The following is an 18,028-nucleotide window of genomic DNA, read 5'->3' as shown; positions in this document are numbered from 1 at the left end:
TTGAGGAATTTATTCCCCAAACTATTTTGTTTGTTTTAGTCGTTCATTCGTTTAAAACTCATCCGCCTTAAAGTCTAACTCATATTTTATCACAATTTAAACAAACTAACAGCTTTTGATTACTAAAAGCCTTTTGAGCACAAAAAAAGCGGGTCCGCATAACGGACCCGCTTTTTGAAAATGAATTAACGACGTAAGCCAAGGCTCTTGATTAATTCACGGTAACGTTGAACATCGCTTTCACGTAGGTAACGTAATAAGTTACGACGGTGACCGATCTTCTTCATTTGACCAACATATGAATGGTGATCTTTCTTGTGAACAGATAAATGTTCGTTTAATGAGTTGATTTCTGCAGTCAATACAGCGATTTGTACTTCTGCTGAACCTGTGTCGCCTTCGTGACGAGCAAATTGGTTAATGATTTCGTTCTTTTTTTCTTGTGAAATAGCCATGCTAATTTCCACCCTTCTGGTATAATAGCCTAGAACAACGTAAAGCGTCGGGTGAACGTCGCTAAACAGAGTAGTAGGCCTGTGCAATAAGCACTTTTCAAGTTTACTAAATATTAGCGTCAAAAGCAAGGCACAGTTTCAAACTATTTAAGCAGTCAAGTTGAAATACTTTACAAGTTTTTATTGCAATCACTCTCACTATTTTGGTATAATAACGACTGTTGAAATTAAAAATCTTTTTTATAAAGATAGTGAAACCCATCGGAGGTGAACAACATGCCACAAATTAAATCTGCTATGAAACGTGTGAAAACAATTGAAAAAGCTAACCAACGTAACGCTTCTCAATTAAGCACAATGCGTTCAGCAATCAAAAAGTTCAAAGCTGCTAAAACAGCAGGCAACGAAGAAGCTGCAGACCTATTGAAAGCTGCTACACGCGCAATCGATATGGCCTCAACAAAAGGCTTAATCCATGCCAACAAAGCTGGCCGTGACAAGTCACGCTTAAACAAAATGATGGCTAAATAATTTAACCACAAAAAAGCCCCCACAACCATTTGGTTTGTGGGGGCTTTTTTTGCTTTAAGCAACATCATCTGTCGCAAATTGTAACATAAACAGTTCAAACAATAAGGTTGCTTCACCTTGCCCAGTCTTTATTTTTTCTTCAATGCCCTCTAAACCTAGATAGGCTTGGGCAAGCGTCGCCTTAGAAAAGTGCCGAATTTGTTGCAATGCTAATTTGATGCGGTATGGGTGAATTTTTAAGACGCTCGCCAAATTACCTTGGCTATACCCTTTTTCAAAAAGAATTTTCACTTGGAGTAACAAGCGAAATTGGCCCAACAAGATGGCGTTAATTTTCAGCGGTTCTTCTTTTTGTAGCAATAAATCGTGATACATCTCTAAAACCGGACCGACCTTTTTTTGTAAAACTAACGGCACCAATTCAAAAACATTATCTTCAATACTACTTGCCACTAATGCACTAACGGCCGTTTCAGTAATCACCCGGCTTTGTTGCGCGTAAAGCAGTAATTTGGGTAATTCAGCCATAATCTGACTGTAATCACCATTAGTCTTGCTTAACAATAACGTCATTGCCGCTGGTTCAATCGTGACTTGTTCACTTTGCAGTTGCGCTGTCACTAACTGCTGGACCTGGCGCTCATTAATCTTTTGAACGTCAATGACAGTTGCCATCTTCTTCAGTTGTTTAACAATCTTCTTGCGTTCATCCAACTTCGCGTATGGCGCGAAGATAACGAGTGCCGTTGTCGGTTGTGGCTGTTCTAAATAAGCTTGGAATCCTTTTAAATCATGATCAAGTTTAGTTTTAACTTTTTCACCTGTTAAGAAGAATGGATTCTGCATAAAAACAATTCGTCGCTCACCGAAAAAGGGGGCCGATTCCGCATCTTCTAATGCCCGCGCCACCTCCGTCTGGGCGAGATCATAACTCGCAAAGTTCATCGTCATTTCTTCTGTCGAAAGCGTTGCTTTAAATAACGCTCTAACCTCTTCAATCAGCGCTGACTCTTGTCCTAATACGAGATACACCGGTGCAAACGTTCCTCGATTCAGTGCTGTTTTTAGTTGTTCTGTCTTCATTTAGTCACAATCCTTTAGTGTTGTTTTAATCATTGGCACTTGGCCAAAACCATAGCGCCATTCCAGCATCCCACAGTCAGCCGTATTCCAAAATGGGACGTTCGCACGTTTTAAAGTCTGCAACGTTGCGGCATGTGGATGACCATAACGATTATGGCGTCCCGCAGAAATCAACGCCCCTTTTACCTGCCACGTCGCAATTGACTGGGGATCACTCGCCGTTTGACTGCCATGGTGACCCACCTTTAGGTAATCAACGCGTAATTGTGGGTAGCGATCAACGATTGCCACTTCACCCGCTTTTTCTAAATCACCAGTAAATAACCAACTCGCACCACCAATTTGCGTTTGCAAAACGAGTGAGTCAGCATTCCCGCCTGGTCCGGCCACCACTGGCGCTAACACATTGATTTGTTGGTGACCAATCATAAAATGTTGGTCCGCCAAATAAGGCTCAATTGCAACTTTTGTAAGATGCGGCCGCACTTGCCGTTGAAACTGCCGGTTTTGCGGTAAGCCCGCAGCACAAATCAACCGTTTAACTCGGATATGTTGCATAATTTCATTTAAGTCCCCTATATGATCAGCATCCTGATGCGATAATGCGATTGCCTCTAAATGATCAATGCCACAGCTGTAGAGGTAATTAACTGTTACTTTTTCCGCCCGACTCACAATTTGCCGCCGTTGCCACTTTTCTTGCGGTAAAGCTAGTCGGCCGCCGGTGTCAATTAACAGGTTATGTCGATTGAAGGGTTGTTGAATCAACAGGCTATCGCCTTGCCCGATATCAAACATAATCACGCGGCCAACCGGATTAAAGTGGATACCAATAAAACTAATGACATACAGGCTGATAACAGCCCCCCAGCCCCACTTTGCTCGCCGACCAGTACTTGCCATCAACCATAGTGTGCCTATCACAATTAAAAAGAGTGGTATTAGCTGGATTTTACCGAAAGTAATTGTCGCATATGGGAACGTTGCAATCCAAGCTAATCCTTTATACAGCGTCGTTAGCAGGCCTTCTTCTAACCAAACTATCATATGACTAACAGGCCATAAGCAAATCGCTACCATAATCAAACCCAACATGACTGGTAAGAAAATCGGCGCGACAATCCCATTAATCAAAATCGTCAAGATATGCCAACGATAATTAAACCGCAAGCACACCGGTAAACTTAACAAGCCTAGCCAAAATGCCGTTGTAAAAGTACCATGGCGCCGCTGATAAATCAATCCAAAAGCCATCAGATAGCTCAGCAATCCCCCCATACTGATTAATAAATACGGCTGCCATAAAAGATTGACCAGCAATACCCAACTCCAACTATCTAAACGCGATTGCTGAAAATGACTTACTTCGCAGATTAATCGTAGTAAGATCAGCCCGATAGCGCGTGTAATACTCGTGCCTCCCCCCACAAACAACGCATAAAGGGGTAGCAAACAAAACAAGCTAACATTCACCCATTCACGCGGGACTCGACACAGCGTTGCCAATCGACGAATGATTGTCACAAAGTAGAATACATGCAATCCGGATAAACTCAATAAATGAATAATCCCCAATTGACCTAACACATTCTGGTAGGCCAGGCCATCTGACTCTCGAACACCACATAACAACGCCTCTGCATGAAAACTCAACGCTGGTGGCAATTGTCGGAGATAAATCAGCCCCTGTTGGCGCCGTTGGTGGAACCAATCTAGCCAACCTTGTGGTGGAATGCGTCTAAAGACCGTTCCGTCAATTATATTTGCTTGATAAAAACAATGCTTTTGCTGCCCCATAAAGCGCGCATAGTCGAACTCATTCCGGTTAGTAGCACCTTGGATACGCTCTAATTCAATATCACCCGCTAATAATAACGGCTGATTCGTCGTTTGCCAACGGCGTTTTTCCGCTGAACTCTGGCAGCGATAGTAGCAAACAACACGTTGGTCATCATTCTGCCCCTGCGCCATTAATTGAATCTGATCGCCAGCCACTTTGATCGTATCGGGTTGAATCTTATATACTTGATTATTTGGTCTAACCGGCTGTTCGTAGGTGCGCCGTGCCAGCCAAAAATGGCAACCGCCTAAACACAGTACCAGTCCACTGACCATTAACACAGCTGGTTGGCGTAAGCACCACAGTCGCAGTAGACACACTATCAAAAGACAGCTAAAAAAAAGTGGTGCTTGTCCTAGTAATAACGCATTTAAACTTGCTAAACAAATAACTGGATAAACCCAGTTATTCTTAATCACTCAGCAGTTTGTTCATTCTCCAAAAAGTTAACGAGGGTGTTGGCGTCATTCGCCGTTAAATCGACTTGGTCCAATTCAATACTAGATTTTTCAATCAATTCATACGCATATTCGTCGTTATGATAATCCTTTTGATAATGGATTTTACTGATCCCAGCTTGAATAATTAATTTAGTACACTGAAGACATGGAAAATGTGTGACATAAATTTCGGCCCCTTCCGTCTGCACACCAAACTTAGCGCATTGAGTCAAGGCGTTCATCTCGGCATGAATTGTTCGTAAACAATGCCCGTCCCGTAATAAACAGCCAACATCGATACAGTGACTTTCATGTGCCACCGAACCGTTGTAGCCTCCCGCAATAATTCGCCGATTACGAACCACCAACGCACCCACAAACAATCTTGGACAGGTGCTACGCATCGACAACAAGACCGATTGAAGCATAAAATATTGATTCCACGGCATTCTCTTTTCTGACACACGAATTCCCCCTTTAAAGTTAATAGTTTTAGTATAGCAAAAAAATACCATTCACAAACTAATTAACACAAATTTGTGGCCGTAATTGTTCAAACGTTTTCGGCCCAATTCCCCCAACTTTTTGAAGATCTTCGATTTGTTTAAACTGCCCTTGCTCATCCCGATATGCAATTATTTGTTCAGCTTTTTTAGGACCGATGCCATTTAGCGTTTGCAATTGTGTCGCATCCGCTTGGTTTAGGTTGATTTTAGCATCAGTTGATATCGGACCGGCTCCCGCTTGATTGTCAGTCGCAGCCTGTGGCTCGTCTGCCGCTTTCACTAATTCTTCGGCTTGCACCGCTTCTCCCTTAGTTGGCACATAGATAATAAGTTGGTCACTCAATGTTTGCGCTAAGTTCAACTGACTCGTATCCGCTGCTTCGGTCACATCCCCCGCTTGTTTCAGCACCTCAAATAAACGCGTCTTTGCAACACAAATCGGATAAATCCCTGGATGTGCCACAGCGCCTTTGATATCGACAAACCCACCTTTTGAGACGCTTTTCTTCTGTTTGACGGGTTTTGCCTTCACTTTTCGCTTAGTTGATTGCGCCATCAATTGTTGATTGGTTGATAGAAAACGTTGTTGCCGACTATGCTGCCAAAACACACCACCACCAAGTAAAATTATCACCAAACAAGGTACCCACCAGAATCGACGATACCGTTGCCAATAGTCGCGCCACATTTTTCGCCACCTCCTTATTCCTAATTACCCCAAAACGCAAAAAAAATTTGCCGATTCTTTCGAACCGACAAATTTTTTAATGTTTGGCTAAATAATCCAATGCGTCGTCCAAGTTTTTGACAGGAACGATTTTCATCTTAGTACCAATTTTTTTAGCGGCTGCTTTGGCAATCGCATAATTATTTTGATAATGGGGTTCTACCTTTAGTATGGCTTTTGTCACGGGATCATCAGGTGCAAAAAAGACTTTGGCGCCTTCTTGACTCGCAATCAGTACCTTCTTATCAATTCCGCCGATTGGTCCCACTGTCCCATCAGGATCCATTGTCCCCGTTCCAGAAATCTTGCGACCACCCGTTAAGTTTTGTTTCGTTAATTGGTTATAAATCTGTAACGTAAACATCAAGCCAGCAGAAGGACCACCAATTTCACCCGCATCAATCTTAACCGGCACTTTTGTCACAATTTTTGAGTGATCTGTCAGCGTAATTCCCAAACCAGCGTAGCGCGATTTAGGTAATTTAATCAATTTACGGGTCGCAGTCTTACGCTGGCCATTATGTTCATAGCTAATCGTGACTTTTTGATTCACTTTAAGCCCTTGAACATACTTGACGAACTTATTTGCACTCTTAAATTGATGCTGATCAATTGCCGTAATTGTGTCACCAATAGCCAGATCTTTTTTAAAAGCTGAATTATCTAAAATTGACATCACATAGACACCCAGATATTGAGTGTGGTATTCCTGATGTGCCTTTTGATAAGCCGCCTCAATCGCAAAATTAATCGAGCTTTCCATGTAGTATTTTTGAATCTGATCATACGCTTCAGTATCATCGTCACCCATTAGTTCATCACGACTAATAATCTCCGTAAAAGGTTGTGTTTTAGACAGTAATAGCTGTAACCCCGTCACTGGTCCTTGAATCCCGACGGTTGTTAACATAAAGTGGCCCTTATGTTGATCTCGTTGACCGTTAACTTTAACAAACTGGTTGGTATTTTCGGCCGAACCGACCCCTTCGACGTAATAATGCGTTGGGATAAAGCAAAAAGCAAACACGACGATCAAGCCAACAATCCATAGGAGATGCTTCAATAGACGTTTATTCTTATTCATATTAATCACTTTCAGGTCCTAATTTTTGTGCAAGCGCAGACGCGACAACCGGCGGCACCAATTGTTCAACCTGCCCACCAAACGTTGCAATTTCCTTCACCATACTTGATGAAATAAAAGCAAATTCTTGCTTTGCTAATAATAACACCGTTTCTAAATCAGCATCTTGTGTCTGATTCAACGCCGCAATATCACGTTCATGCTCAAAATCATTGGCATTCCGAATACCACGAATCAAATATCGCGCACCGACTTCTTTAGCAAAGGTTGCCGTCAACGTCTTCGATTGTGCGATTACCTTAACGTTATCCAAGTGTTGCGTCGCCGCTTCAATCAGTTCAACCTTAGTAGTTGCGTCAAATAACGGTTGTTTAGCAGCGTTAGTCATTACCGCGATAATCACTTGGTCAAACAAGTGACTTGCCCGTTCAACAGTATCGAGATGCCCATTTGTAAACGGGTCAAAACTTCCCGGAAATAATGCAATTTTCGGCATATAGCTGCCTCCTAACCAATAAATTTAAAGATTGCTACTTCTGTAATCCCATAATTCTGTTGCCGTTTCAGTATGTAATGCGGAATGTCAGTTGGATAATCAACCGTCGTATCGGTTTCGCAAAGAATCGTCGCGTCTGGTGCTAATAACCCCATTTCGACGAATTGTTGTAACTGAAGCAACATCTGTTGTTCCTTGTAGGGTGGATCTAATAAAATTAAATCGAATTGAACACCAGCATCCGCTAGTTTCACCAACGCTTTTTCAGCTGGCATCTTCCAGATTGTAAAGCATTCTGGCATTTTAGTAACCGCAACGTTTTCTTCAATCGTTTGAATCGCTGCATATTGGCGATCAACTAAATAAGCATGATCCATACCGCGTGAAACGGCTTCAATTGCGAGACCACCGCTACCGGCATATAAATCAAGCGCCTGCCCACCGTCAAAAAATTGCCCCAACATACTAAACATTGCTTCTTTAACCTTGTCCGTTGTTGGCCGTGTTTTCATCCCAGGGACAGCTTTTAACTTGCGACCCCCAAATTCTCCTGCAATAATCCGCATCTCTATTACTCCTCTAATTCTGCCGCATCGGCAATTTCTTGATCTGAGCGTCCTACTCGATTACTGAAATCCATATCAATAGCTGGTCTTTCAGAAGGGGTCACTCGTTTGACGTAGTGTAATTTTTTTAACCGTTGCATAACAGTTTCGGCATCTGCCATATCTACGTATAGATAAACATATTTCATTCGCTTCGAGGTGTAATACACAAGTCCGTAACGGCGTAATTGCTTTACTTGTCGTAATGAATAGAGCCAGACGACAATTCCTTGGCGTTGTGTGATTTCCAATGTCATTTAATCAGTCCTTTTACATTTAGTCAAAAATCATCATTGTTTGTTCATCGGTACACAGAAGCGTTAAGTGCTGATAGCTTGGATTATTAATCGTAAGTTGCAACGCTAGATTCTGTTGTTGCGCAAGCACCAGCCCTTGGGAATTGAGCCCTTGTGGCCAATAAAAAAGTTGCTCGCGCTGCGGAAAACCCGCTGCTCTTAACGGAGCCTGTTTAAAGTCGGTTGCTGTTAAAAAGGCGTCCGTCTCTTGTGTCGCTTGTTTGCGCACTTGGTGCAGCTTTTGCAGTCCCTTTTTAGTCAACCACTGCGTTGGTGTACTTGTTAATTCACTCACCAAATTCTGTGTATTTTGCAATGGTAGTTGATTTATCGTGAGCGCAGGTTGGTCATTATTTTGGCGTAATGTCTGCAACGTTTGCACCAAAGCGAGTTGTCGTTGACTATCTGTTTGCGGTTGTTGCGACTTTGCTAGCTCATCCACTGGGACTGGTGTTTTTGAAACAACTCGATATAAATCAGTTTGTAGCAGTCGGTTCGCATTTAAATACATCACAGCTGTCAATCGTTCTTGCTGCATCACTAAAGTTGCAAACGTCTGGTTTTTAAACATCACTAACGGCGTTTGTTGGTGTTGCTCCGGCGTTAACCGCAACTTAAATTGTTGCTCGTGTAACGTCACTAAGAGCGAAGTTGGTAACGCCGTCTTCTTAGTTAATGTAGCCCGCTTTTGAAAAAAATGAAACGGCGCCACATCGTTGTCCGCACCAACAACCATGATTTGTTGTGTTTGATTGGATTGGTTATCAATCAGCGCTTCGACATACTGTCGGCTATCTAAGTGAAATAACCACCGTCGTTGATTTTCATCAGTCAGCTGTTGCTCGACCGGTTGCCCATAGGTTGCAATTAATTGTTCAGCTGGTTGATTAATCAGTTTCGCCGGCCCTTGTGTTTTCGTCAGTGGCGTTTGTTTTATTGACCGTTCAGTCGACGGGGCTTGTGCAACCTTAGGCTGATTAACCGCTGGTGTTTGGATAATCGGCCAACCATAAAGGATGACCAACCAGACAATCAATGCAACGATTAATCGGCGTGCCCCTTTTATCATGCTTTCACCTCACTAATTCGCTGCCGCAGCTTTTTTCTCTTGTGCGCTGATGTTCAACACGATTCCCAGTGCAATCGCTAGAACCATCATACTTGATCCCCCATAACTGATGAACGGTAACGTCACCCCAGTAATCGGTAAGATTCCTAGCAACCCACCAACATTGAATAGGGTTTGCACGAAAATGATAGTGCCAATTCCGTAACATAATAAAGTGTGATACATCTTAGTCGCATGAATCCCTAGGTAAAAAATCCGTGCTAGTAGCGCAAATAGTAACGCGATAATCACGAGGGTCCCAATCACACCTAATTCTTCAGTGGTAATCGATAAAATAAAATCGGTATACGGTTCTGGTAAGTAACCGCGCTTTTGGATACTATTGCCAAGCCCCAAGCCAAACCAACCACCATTATTAATCGCATAGTAGGAATTCACTAACTGACTCCCACCCATATTTTCCAATTCAAATGGATGTAAAAACGATAAAATCCGGTTGAACTTATAAGAATTAACGTTCGTTGAAAAGTTAAAGTGCCGTAAAATACTAAATAAAATCATAACCGTTGTTGTGACCGCTGTAATCAGCGAAAAACCATACCAATATGACATACCGGTGCCAAAAAACATGACTACCATCACAGCAGCCAAGATACTAGCGCCCCCTAAATCAGGTTGAATAAACACCAGTAGGATGATTCCAGCGACTAATACAACCGGACTAAAGAATAATTTTAAATTATCAACAAATCCGTCGGCCAGTTCATTTTCCTTACGCGAGAGCATATTAGCAAGGTAAATAACAATCAATAACTTCGCAAATTCTGACGGTTGAATGGTCAGTGGTCCCAATTGAATCCACGCGGTAGCCCCATTAATCGCTGCGCTTGGTCTGAAACGACTTAACAGCAATAAATAAATGAGCGCCAAGAAAACCACAATCGTCATTGCTTTTAGAAAAGTGCGATTTTTTAAAACGGATAACTTAAGAAAATATGTGATCATCATCAAGATAAAGCCTAATGCGATAAACACTAATTGCTTGGTAAAATACGCATCTGGTTTCATTCCGCGAATTGACATTAAATCCGAACTCGCCGAATAGACCATTAAAGCACCAAATGCACATAAGATAACATATGGTAGCAATAACCAATAGTCTAAATACTGAATTTTACTTTTTTGAAACTTTTTCCACACAGTTACACCTAATTTCTATTTCGTTCGTATTCAGCCTGTCCTTGCCCAACTTGCATGCCAATTTGATTGACCCGTTCTTCTAACTCACGCATCAAAGTTGCACCCTGTGGCGCACTAATAAGTTGCATCCGTTTTGCAAAATCAACCTCGCGCGAGAAACCAAATAATTGGGTATCAATTACCTCTTCAATAATTGGACATTGACTCATACAAAGCGCATCAATTTGAGCACGCAATAGTTGCTCAATGCGTAGCGCATCCGCTTCTAAAGTGAGATAAGCTGTTGTTTTTTGTTCAATCATAATTTACGCCTACCTATTCGTTATTAAAAAGCATACTCTGTTCGTTATTATACCATATTTATGCACAAAAAAAGGTAGCCAAGCGGCTACCTCTAATGGTTTTTAATGATTAACCTTTTTTACGTTTCTTATCAGCTTTTTGACGCATACTTGTGTCAAGAATCTTCTTACGTAAACGAACAGAAGTAGGTGTTACTTCACAGTATTCGTCATCGTTTAAGAATTCAATTGATTCTTCAAGTGACATTTCTTTAGGTGTCTTGATGGCAGCTGAGTGATCTTTACCAGAAGCACGTGTATTCGTTAAGTTTTTACCCTTAGTAACGTTTACGGCGATATCTGTATCACGGCTGTTTTGACCAACAATCATGCCTTCATAAACATCAACGCCAGCGCCGATGAATAATTGGCCACGATCTTCAACTGATTGTAAACTATAAGTTGTTGATGAACCCGCATTGATTGAAACTAATGCACCGTTACGACGGCCTGGTTCCCAGTTCTTAATCACTGGCATGTATTTTTCGAAGGTATGGTTCATAATTCCGTATCCACCAGTCATCGTTAAGAATTCTGTTGAATAACCGATTAAACCACGTGAAGGTGCTAAGAAAGTCATCCGTGTTTGGTTATTAGCATCACTTTCCATGTTTTGCATTTCACCCTTACGTTGGGCCATTGAGTCGATTACTGAGCCTGTATATTGGTCAGGTGTGTCGATTTGAACCATTTCGAAAGGTTCGCATGTAACGCCATCAATATCGCGATAGATAACTTCTGGACGTGACAATTGTAATTCGAAACCTTCACGACGCATTTCTTCAACTAAGATTGAAAGATGCAATTCCCCACGACCTGAAACAATCCAAGCGCCGGCTTTGTCGGTATCTTCAACACGAAGTGAAACGTCAGTGTGTAATTGGTGACGTAAACGTTCTTCGATCTTACGACCAGTAACGAAATCACCTTCACGGCCAACAAATGGTGAATCATTAGCAGCAAATGTCATTTGTAAGGTTGGTTCATCAATCCGTAAGATTGGTAAAGCCTCTTGATGGTCAACTGGTGTAACAGTTTCCCCAACATAGATATCTTCCATCCCAGAAACAGCGATTAAATCGCCCGCTTTGGCTTCTTGGATTTCAACACGGTCTAAACCGATGAAACCAAAAATCTTAGTTACGCGGAAGTTCTTAGCAGAACCGTCAAGTTTAAGAACAGAAACTTGATCACCGATCTTGATTGTCCCACGAGAAACGCGGCCAATCCCAATACGGCCAACATAGTCGTTATAATCTAACATTGCCACTTGGAATTGAAGTGGTTCGTCACTATTATCAACTGGTGCTGGGATTGTATCTAAGATTGTGTCAAAGATAGGGTTCATTGTATGGGCTTGTGTATCTAAATCTGATTCAAGACTTGATGTCCCGTTGATGGCACTTGCGTACACAACTGGGAATTCAAGTTGATCTTCATCAGCACCAAGTTCGATGAATAATTCAAGCACTTCATCAACGACTTCTTCAGGACGAGCGCCTGGGCGGTCAATTTTGTTAATCACAACGATTGGTGTTAAATGTTGATCTAAAGCCTTCTTCAAAACAAAACGTGTTTGTGGCATTGTGCCTTCAAAAGCATCAACGACTAATAACACACCATCAACCATCTTCATGATCCGTTCCACTTCACCACCGAAATCGGCATGTCCTGGTGTATCTAAGATGTTGATTTGTTTGCCGTTATATTTAACAGCAGTATTCTTTGAAAGAATTGTGATCCCACGTTCTTTTTCGATATCATTTGTATCCATTGCACGGTCAGAAATTTCTGCGTGACCATCCAATGTATCTGATTGTTTTAACATTTCGTTAACTAAAGTTGTTTTACCGTGGTCAACGTGGGCGATAATTGCGATATTGCGAATGTCTTCTCTTTTTTTCAAGTGTTTCAGCTTCCTCTCGCTAGTGACTTGACTAGTGTTGTTTGTCTCATGTATACAAGCTATTATTTTACCATAAAAAAATGGGCTGTGCTTCATATATTAGCGTTTTTTTGAAAATACGCAAGTTTTTTTCATGAAAATTTAATTATCTTTAATCATTTGAACCATTCATAATCGTGACAATTTCTTGTGTTGCTTGCTTTGGCGCGATAATCATCCCTTCTTTTCGCATCATGGAAATTGGTTGACCATCAAATTGTAAAACTTGAAAACCTAACGTCTCAGCTAAAACCCGACCTGCAGCAATGTCCCATGGCGCTAATTTGGAGATGTAAGCTTGCACTTGCCCCTTCAACAAATGGGCGAAAGTGATACCGGCGCTACCGTAAATCCGCACACCCGAACATTGATACAACACCTCTTGCAAGTGTGCTTCATTGGTGACCAGCATCCGTGTATTGACACAGATTAACCCTTCTTGCAACGGCTCGTCGACAGCATTTTTGAGGGCAGCTTCGTTTTCGAATATTCCCAACTGTGGACCGCCCCAGAACAATTGATCGGCCATCACATCATAAATAATCCCGAATAGCGGCTGACCGTCTTCATAAACGCCGATCATAATGGCGAAATTTGCCCGTTGCTTCACGAAATTCATCGTGCCATCAATGGGATCAATAAAAAAAGTTAGTCCCTGTTGCCAATCATCAGGCACCTCACCGGCACCTTCTTCCCCCACTAATTGCGCGTTCGGATAAGCCGTCTTAATCTTTTCAGCTAAGAAAGCTTGATTAGCACAATCGACATTAGTCACTAAATCATTAGGCCCAGACTTAGTACTAACCGTTAATGGTTGTTTAATTTGTGTGCGGGTATAGGCAGCTGCTTCAAGGATCCACTTTTGCAGCGAACGACTTAACCGATACAATGCTTCTTGTTCCATTTTTTCATCCACTTTCACTAATTAAGCGTCATTTTGATTTGGGTTCGACTACTCCTCTTTGCAGCCTGCATACACCGATATATTGAATAGCCTGACGCTTCTGAAAAGGCCTTATCAATTTTTTTTTCTTGCATCTTACTTTGAACAACCACTTTGAAGTCACGATAAGCAGCTTGTAAATCCGCAACTTTCGCACCAAATTCATAAGCTTGTTCAACAAGATTATATAATTTCATGACTTGGACAACTTCAGCTGGCGTCCAGTCTGGTTCTAAAGGATAACTATAGTTCGTTTGCATAAAGGCTCCTAAAATTTGCATAAATTTGCGCCAGTTTCAATTCAACTGATGCCATTAATCTCTCATATTATAACGCACTTTTTTAGAAGCTGTCGAATCCTTTTAGAAATAGCGGAATCAAAAAACGACGCACTCAACTGGTGCGTCGTCATTCTAAACTATTTATTAAATATGAATTGGCAATCCTAATGCTAATTCGGCATCATCCATAATCGCTTCACTTAACGTTGGATGTGGATGAATGGTTAGAGCAAGGTCTTCTGCATTCATGCCTGATTCAAGGGCTAACGTCAATTCAGAAATTAAATCACTCGCGCCAACGCCAGCAACTTGAGCGCCCAGAACTGTGTTATCATCCGTATTCGTCACTAACCGCACGAAACCTTCTGTATCTGCTAATGATAAAGCACGGCCATTAGCTGCAAATGGGAACTTAAATCCTTTAGCGTTCATTCCTTTTACCTTGGCTTCTGCAACCGTTAAACCGGTCGTTGCCAACTCAGGATCTGTATAACAAACAGCTGGCATTGCGTGGTAATCAACCGTTAATTTCTTACCGGCAATGGCTTCTGCAGCCACTTTAGCTTCATAACTTGCTTTATGCGCCAAAGCTGCTCCAGCAACGATATCGCCAATCGCATAGATGCCCTTAACGTTAGTTTGGCCTTGTTGATCAACTTCAATCAAACCACGATCAGCCATCTTAATACCGGCTTGTTCGAGTCCCATTTCGTCGGTATTTGGCCGCCGACCAACAGTCACCATCACGTAATCGGCAACAAGTTGTTCTTCTTTGCCGCCGACTTCATATTTAACCGTCACATTTTGATCAGTTTCAACAGCTTCTTTTGCCATTGCGCCAGTAATCACATCGACCCCTTTAGCTTTGAAGTTCTTTGTCACCAATTGCACCATATCTTTTTCGAAGTTAGGTAAAATCGAGTCTGTCCCTTCGAGAATCGTCACATGTGCACCTAAGTTGGCATAGGCCCCTGCTAATTCAGAGCCGATATAGCCACCACCAATGACCACTAATTCTTTTGGTACTTCCGTTAAGCTTAAACCACCAGTTGAATCAATAACCCGTTTATTAAATTTGAAGCCTTTAATTTCAATTGGACGACTACCAGTAGCAATGATTAAATTTTTAAAACTGTACGTTTGTGCACTCTCTTCTTTAATCACGCGTAAGCTATGTTCGTCCACTAAAAAGGCTGAACCGTCTAACACATCAATCTTGTGTTTTTTGAACAACATTGAAATGCCACCAGTTAGTTTTTCAACAACCTCATGTTGTTTCCAGTCTTGCGTTTTCGCAAAATCCAATGTTGCTCCAGTAGTCGTCACACCAAAGACAGATGAATCTTTTGCCTCTTGTAGTCGATGACCAGCTGAAATCAAAGCCTTGGAAGGAATACAGCCGACGTTTAAACAAACACCGCCAATTGTTTCACGTTCAATCACAGTTACTTTTTGACCCATTTCGGCCGCGCGAATTGCCGCAACATAGCCCCCAGGACCTGAACCGATGACTACTGTGTCTAATTCAATTGCAAAATCACCTACAACCATTTTAAAATCATCCTTCCATCAATAATAGCTCTGGATCAGCTAATAATTCTTTTAATTCGTTCATCGCACGTTGCGCAGTTCCACCATCAATTAAACGATGATCAAATGATAGTGATAATTTCAAGACTTTGCCAACAGCCAACTCACCATCAGCGTTGACGATTGGTTCTGTCCCAATTCGGCCAACCCCTAAGATTGCAACTTCAGGGTAGTTAACAACCGGTGTAAACCAACCGCCACCAATTGATCCGATATTACTGATTGTCATTGAACCACCACTCATTTCAGCTGGTTTCAATTTGTTATCCAATGCTTTTTGCGTATTTTCGCCAATTTCTTTAGCGATGGCAAAAATACTCTTGCTGTCGGCATCCTTGATATTTGGGACATAGAGCCCGTGATCAGTATCCGTTGCAATTCCGACATTAATGTAGTGTTTATAAACAATTTCGTTAGTTGCATCATCAATTGACGCGTTCAAAGTTGGGAAGTCACGTAAGACCGTTACCAAAGCTTTAACGATGTATGGTAAGAAGGTTAACTTAATGTCCTTCTTAGCCGCTACATCCTTGAATTTCTTACGATGGGTCATCAATTTAGAAACTTCCACTTCATCGAATAAAGTAACGTGTGGTGCCGTATGCTTGCTTGTCACCATTGCTTTAGCAATTGCTTTACGCGTTGGTGACATTTTTTCACGTGTTTCCCGTTCTGGTGTAACAGAGGTGTATGGTGTCGCAGCAACTGGTTGTGCAGCTGGTGTTGCTGGCGACGTTGGTTGTTCTGCTGTCTCTACAGCAGGTGCTGTCGTTGTTGCAGCGCCATTTTGCATGAAGATTTGCACGTCTTCTTTAGTAATCCGACCATGTTTACCGGTGGCTGGCACTTGACTGATATCAACATCGTTTTCACGTGCGAATTTTCGAACAGATGGCATAGCTAAAATCGTCCGATTTTGGTCACTAATCGCAACTACTGCTTGACTGCTTGGCGCCGTTGTTTTAGCTGGTGTTGATTCTGACGCCGTAGCTGGTGCTTGTTCAGCAGATGTTGCCGTTGCCGAATTGTGACCTGGAGCATCAATTTCGACCAATACTTGACCGACAGTCGCCACTTCGCCTTCACCGACTAAAATTTTAACGACTTTCCCACTAACAGGTGATGGGATTTCTTCAACTGATTTATCATTTTGAACTTCTAATAAAGTGTCATCTTCTTGAATGGTATCGCCTTCTGCGACCGCCCATTTTTGAATTTCACCTTCGGCAATCCCTTCACCAATATCTGGTAATTTAAATTGGTAAACACCACCTGCATCGGTTGCAGTCGGTGCTGCTTCGGGTGTAGCAGCTGGTGTTGCCGTACTTGGTGTATCGTTACCTTCAACACCTGGTGCGTCAATTTCAACCAGTACTTGGCCAACTGTTGCCACTTCACCCTCACCGACTAAAATTTTAACGACTTTCCCACTAACGGGTGATGGGATTTCTTCAACTGATTTATCATTTTGAACTTCAAGTAAGACATCATCTTCTTGAATCGTGTCACCTTCTGCGACTGCCCATTTTTGAATTTCGCCTTCTGCGATCCCTTCACCAATATCCGGTAATTTAAATTGATATGCCATACGTCTAACGTCCCTTCTTTCGTTATCGACTAAAAGTTAATAACTTCTTTAACCTTATTTTCAATATCAGTTGCATTTGGTAACCAAGTTGCTTCAGCTTGTCCAAATGGGAATGGCGTATCAGGAGCTGAAACACGTGCAATTGGAGCTTCCAATGAAAGAACAGCACGTTCTGAAATTTCAGAAGCAACTTGTGCCCCAACGCCTGCTTGTTTTTGTGCTTCTTGAACAATAACGACCCGCCCTGTTTTTTCGACAGAGGCGATAATTGTTGCAACATCTAATGGTGCAATTGTTCGTAAATCAATTACTTCAGCTTTAATATTCTCTTTAGCTAGGTTTTCGGCCGCTTTAATCGCTTCTCTCACCATTGCACCGTAAGTGATGATTGAAACATCTGTCCCTTCAGTAACCACAGCTGCTTTATCAAGCGGCACTGTATAAGATTCATCAGGTACTTCTTCGCGGAACGACCGGTATAATTTCATGTGTTCAAGATACAAAACAGGATCGTTTGAACGAATCGCAGAAATCAATAAGCCTTTGGCATCATATGGATTACTTGGCACAACCACGCGAATCCCTGGAATTTGCGTGATCATTCCTTCAAAGTTATCTGAATGTAATTCTGGGGTATGCACGCCACCACCAAATGGTGCACGAATCGTGATTGGCATGTTGCGTGTGCCACCCATCCGATAACGTGTCCGTGACATCTGGCCAGCAATCGAATCCATTGTTTCGAAAACGAAACCAAAGAATTGAATTTCAGGTACAGGGCGGAAGCCTTCTAGTGCTAAACCGATTGATAAACCACCAATCCCAGATTCAGCTAACGGTGTATCAAAAACGCGGTCTTCACCATGTTTAGCTTGCAACCCTTCAGTTGCTCGGAAAACCCCACCGTTCTTCCCAACATCTTCCCCGAAAATCAAGACGTTCTTATCATCTGCAAGTTCTAAATCCAGCGCATTTGTAATTGCTTGAATCATCGTTTTTTGTGCCATC

The 18,028-nt window shown here is 42.1% G+C and carries 19 protein-coding genes; 1 reads left to right on the top strand and 18 read right to left on the bottom strand.

Annotated features, from left to right (window positions below; translation table 11 throughout):
• Nucleotides 1–185: 185 nt before the first annotated feature.
• Nucleotides 186–455, bottom strand: coding sequence for a 30S ribosomal protein S15 (rpsO, locus tag LCU_RS01890; RefSeq protein WP_004271112.1), 270 nt, complete (start codon nucleotides 453–455; stop codon nucleotides 186–188).
• 276 nt (nucleotides 456–731) lie between these two features.
• Between rpsO and rpsT the strand changes: the two genes are divergently transcribed.
• Nucleotides 732–986, top strand: a complete 255-nt coding sequence (rpsT, locus tag LCU_RS01885) for a 30S ribosomal protein S20 (protein ID WP_004271117.1) — start codon at nucleotides 732–734, stop codon at nucleotides 984–986.
• Between the two features lie 54 nt (nucleotides 987–1,040).
• Here rpsT and holA read toward each other — a convergent pair whose 3' ends face one another.
• The 17 genes from holA to LCU_RS01800 all read right to left on the bottom strand — a co-directional run bounded on the left by holA (nucleotide 1,041) and on the right by LCU_RS01800 (nucleotide 18,027).
• On the bottom strand, nucleotides 1,041–2,069 hold the full coding sequence (gene holA / locus LCU_RS01880; protein WP_004270758.1) for a DNA polymerase III subunit delta: 1,029 nt from the start codon (nucleotides 2,067–2,069) through the stop codon (nucleotides 1,041–1,043).
• Nucleotides 2,070–4,184 carry a DNA internalization-related competence protein ComEC/Rec2 gene (locus LCU_RS01875; RefSeq protein WP_235805391.1) on the bottom strand — a complete coding sequence of 705 codons (2,115 nt, stop codon included), beginning with the start codon at nucleotides 4,182–4,184 and terminating at the stop codon, nucleotides 2,070–2,072.
• Nucleotides 4,185–4,324: 140 nt separating this feature from the next.
• A complete protein-coding gene (locus tag LCU_RS01870) occupies nucleotides 4,325–4,813 on the bottom strand; it encodes a ComE operon protein 2 (RefSeq protein WP_111447701.1) in 489 nt (162 codons plus the stop codon).
• 58 nt (nucleotides 4,814–4,871) lie between these two features.
• On the bottom strand, nucleotides 4,872–5,543 hold the full coding sequence (locus tag LCU_RS01865; RefSeq protein ID WP_056966017.1) for a helix-hairpin-helix domain-containing protein: 672 nt from the start codon (nucleotides 5,541–5,543) through the stop codon (nucleotides 4,872–4,874).
• A gap of 76 nt (nucleotides 5,544–5,619) precedes the next feature.
• Nucleotides 5,620–6,666: a SepM family pheromone-processing serine protease gene (locus tag LCU_RS01860; protein WP_080563410.1), complete on the bottom strand. Its 1,047-nt coding sequence runs from the start codon at nucleotides 6,664–6,666 to the stop codon at nucleotides 5,620–5,622.
• 1 nt (nucleotide 6,667) lies between these two features.
• Nucleotides 6,668–7,162 carry a pantetheine-phosphate adenylyltransferase gene (gene coaD, locus LCU_RS01855; RefSeq protein ID WP_004270756.1) on the bottom strand — a complete coding sequence of 165 codons (495 nt, stop codon included), beginning with the start codon at nucleotides 7,160–7,162 and terminating at the stop codon, nucleotides 6,668–6,670.
• 11 nt (nucleotides 7,163–7,173) lie between these two features.
• Nucleotides 7,174–7,728, bottom strand: coding sequence for a 16S rRNA (guanine(966)-N(2))-methyltransferase RsmD (gene rsmD, locus LCU_RS01850; RefSeq protein ID WP_004270750.1), 555 nt, complete (start codon nucleotides 7,726–7,728; stop codon nucleotides 7,174–7,176).
• A 5-nt stretch (nucleotides 7,729–7,733) separates the two neighbouring features.
• A complete protein-coding gene (locus LCU_RS01845; RefSeq protein ID WP_004270748.1) occupies nucleotides 7,734–8,024 on the bottom strand; it encodes a YlbG family protein in 291 nt (96 codons plus the stop codon).
• A 19-nt stretch (nucleotides 8,025–8,043) separates the two neighbouring features.
• Entirely contained in the window at nucleotides 8,044–9,132 is a 1,089-nt protein-coding gene (locus tag LCU_RS01840; RefSeq protein ID WP_004270757.1) for a CAP-associated domain-containing protein, read from the bottom strand.
• Nucleotides 9,133–9,144: 12 nt separating this feature from the next.
• On the bottom strand, nucleotides 9,145–10,332 hold the full coding sequence (locus tag LCU_RS01835) for an FtsW/RodA/SpoVE family cell cycle protein (RefSeq protein WP_004270744.1): 1,188 nt from the start codon (nucleotides 10,330–10,332) through the stop codon (nucleotides 9,145–9,147).
• An 8-nt stretch (nucleotides 10,333–10,340) separates the two neighbouring features.
• Nucleotides 10,341–10,634, bottom strand: coding sequence for a DUF1507 family protein (locus tag LCU_RS01830; RefSeq protein WP_004270743.1), 294 nt, complete (start codon nucleotides 10,632–10,634; stop codon nucleotides 10,341–10,343).
• A 109-nt stretch (nucleotides 10,635–10,743) separates the two neighbouring features.
• A complete protein-coding gene (gene typA, locus LCU_RS01825; protein WP_004270745.1) occupies nucleotides 10,744–12,579 on the bottom strand; it encodes a translational GTPase TypA in 1,836 nt (611 codons plus the stop codon).
• A gap of 151 nt (nucleotides 12,580–12,730) precedes the next feature.
• The gene (locus LCU_RS01820) at nucleotides 12,731–13,522 is read right to left on the bottom strand and encodes an inositol monophosphatase family protein (protein ID WP_056966028.1); all 792 of its coding nucleotides are present in this window, start codon (nucleotides 13,520–13,522) and stop codon (nucleotides 12,731–12,733) included.
• Between the two features lie 17 nt (nucleotides 13,523–13,539).
• Nucleotides 13,540–13,842, bottom strand: coding sequence for a UPF0223 family protein (locus LCU_RS01815; protein WP_235601711.1), 303 nt, complete (start codon nucleotides 13,840–13,842; stop codon nucleotides 13,540–13,542).
• Between the two features lie 144 nt (nucleotides 13,843–13,986).
• Nucleotides 13,987–15,393, bottom strand: coding sequence for a dihydrolipoyl dehydrogenase (gene lpdA / locus LCU_RS01810; protein WP_056966019.1), 1,407 nt, complete (start codon nucleotides 15,391–15,393; stop codon nucleotides 13,987–13,989).
• A gap of 7 nt (nucleotides 15,394–15,400) precedes the next feature.
• Nucleotides 15,401–17,020, bottom strand: coding sequence for a dihydrolipoyllysine-residue acetyltransferase (locus tag LCU_RS01805; protein WP_056966022.1), 1,620 nt, complete (start codon nucleotides 17,018–17,020; stop codon nucleotides 15,401–15,403).
• A 29-nt stretch (nucleotides 17,021–17,049) separates the two neighbouring features.
• Nucleotides 17,050–18,027 (bottom strand): alpha-ketoacid dehydrogenase subunit beta, encoded by a 978-nt coding sequence (locus LCU_RS01800; RefSeq protein ID WP_004270755.1) that lies wholly within the window; start codon nucleotides 18,025–18,027, stop codon nucleotides 17,050–17,052.
• Between the last annotated feature and the right edge of the window lies 1 nt (nucleotide 18,028).

This window comes from Latilactobacillus curvatus JCM 1096 = DSM 20019 (assembly GCF_004101845.1).
GTDB classification, from domain to species: domain Bacteria; phylum Bacillota; class Bacilli; order Lactobacillales; family Lactobacillaceae; genus Latilactobacillus; species Latilactobacillus curvatus.
Note: the sequence above shows the minus strand (reverse complement) of the source record. Positions and strands in the feature narration are given on the sequence as shown.

Coding starts and splice junctions, on each gene's coding strand:
- rpsO (WP_004271112.1), bottom strand. CDS start 455: ATGGCTATTTCACAAGAAAAAAAGAACGAAATCATTAACCAATTTGCT.
- rpsT (WP_004271117.1), top strand. CDS start 732: ATGCCACAAATTAAATCTGCTATGAAACGTGTGAAAACAATTGAAAAA.
- holA (WP_004270758.1), bottom strand. CDS start 2,069: ATGAAGACAGAACAACTAAAAACAGCACTGAATCGAGGAACGTTTGCA.
- LCU_RS01875 (WP_235805391.1), bottom strand. CDS start 4,184: ATGGTCAGTGGACTGGTACTGTGTTTAGGCGGTTGCCATTTTTGGCTG.
- LCU_RS01865 (WP_056966017.1), bottom strand. CDS start 5,543: ATGTGGCGCGACTATTGGCAACGGTATCGTCGATTCTGGTGGGTACCT.
- LCU_RS01860 (WP_080563410.1), bottom strand. CDS start 6,666: ATGAATAAGAATAAACGTCTATTGAAGCATCTCCTATGGATTGTTGGC.
- coaD (WP_004270756.1), bottom strand. CDS start 7,162: ATGCCGAAAATTGCATTATTTCCGGGAAGTTTTGACCCGTTTACAAAT.
- rsmD (WP_004270750.1), bottom strand. CDS start 7,728: ATGCGGATTATTGCAGGAGAATTTGGGGGTCGCAAGTTAAAAGCTGTC.
- LCU_RS01845 (WP_004270748.1), bottom strand. CDS start 8,024: ATGACATTGGAAATCACACAACGCCAAGGAATTGTCGTCTGGCTCTAT.
- LCU_RS01840 (WP_004270757.1), bottom strand. CDS start 9,132: ATGATAAAAGGGGCACGCCGATTAATCGTTGCATTGATTGTCTGGTTG.
- LCU_RS01830 (WP_004270743.1), bottom strand. CDS start 10,634: ATGATTGAACAAAAAACAACAGCTTATCTCACTTTAGAAGCGGATGCG.
- LCU_RS01820 (WP_056966028.1), bottom strand. CDS start 13,522: ATGGAACAAGAAGCATTGTATCGGTTAAGTCGTTCGCTGCAAAAGTGG.
- LCU_RS01815 (WP_235601711.1), bottom strand. CDS start 13,842: ATGCAAATTTTAGGAGCCTTTATGCAAACGAACTATAGTTATCCTTTA.
- lpdA (WP_056966019.1), bottom strand. CDS start 15,393: ATGGTTGTAGGTGATTTTGCAATTGAATTAGACACAGTAGTCATCGGT.
- LCU_RS01805 (WP_056966022.1), bottom strand. CDS start 17,020: ATGGCATATCAATTTAAATTACCGGATATTGGTGAAGGGATCGCAGAA.
- LCU_RS01800 (WP_004270755.1), bottom strand. CDS start 18,027: ATGGCACAAAAAACGATGATTCAAGCAATTACAAATGCGCTGGATTTA.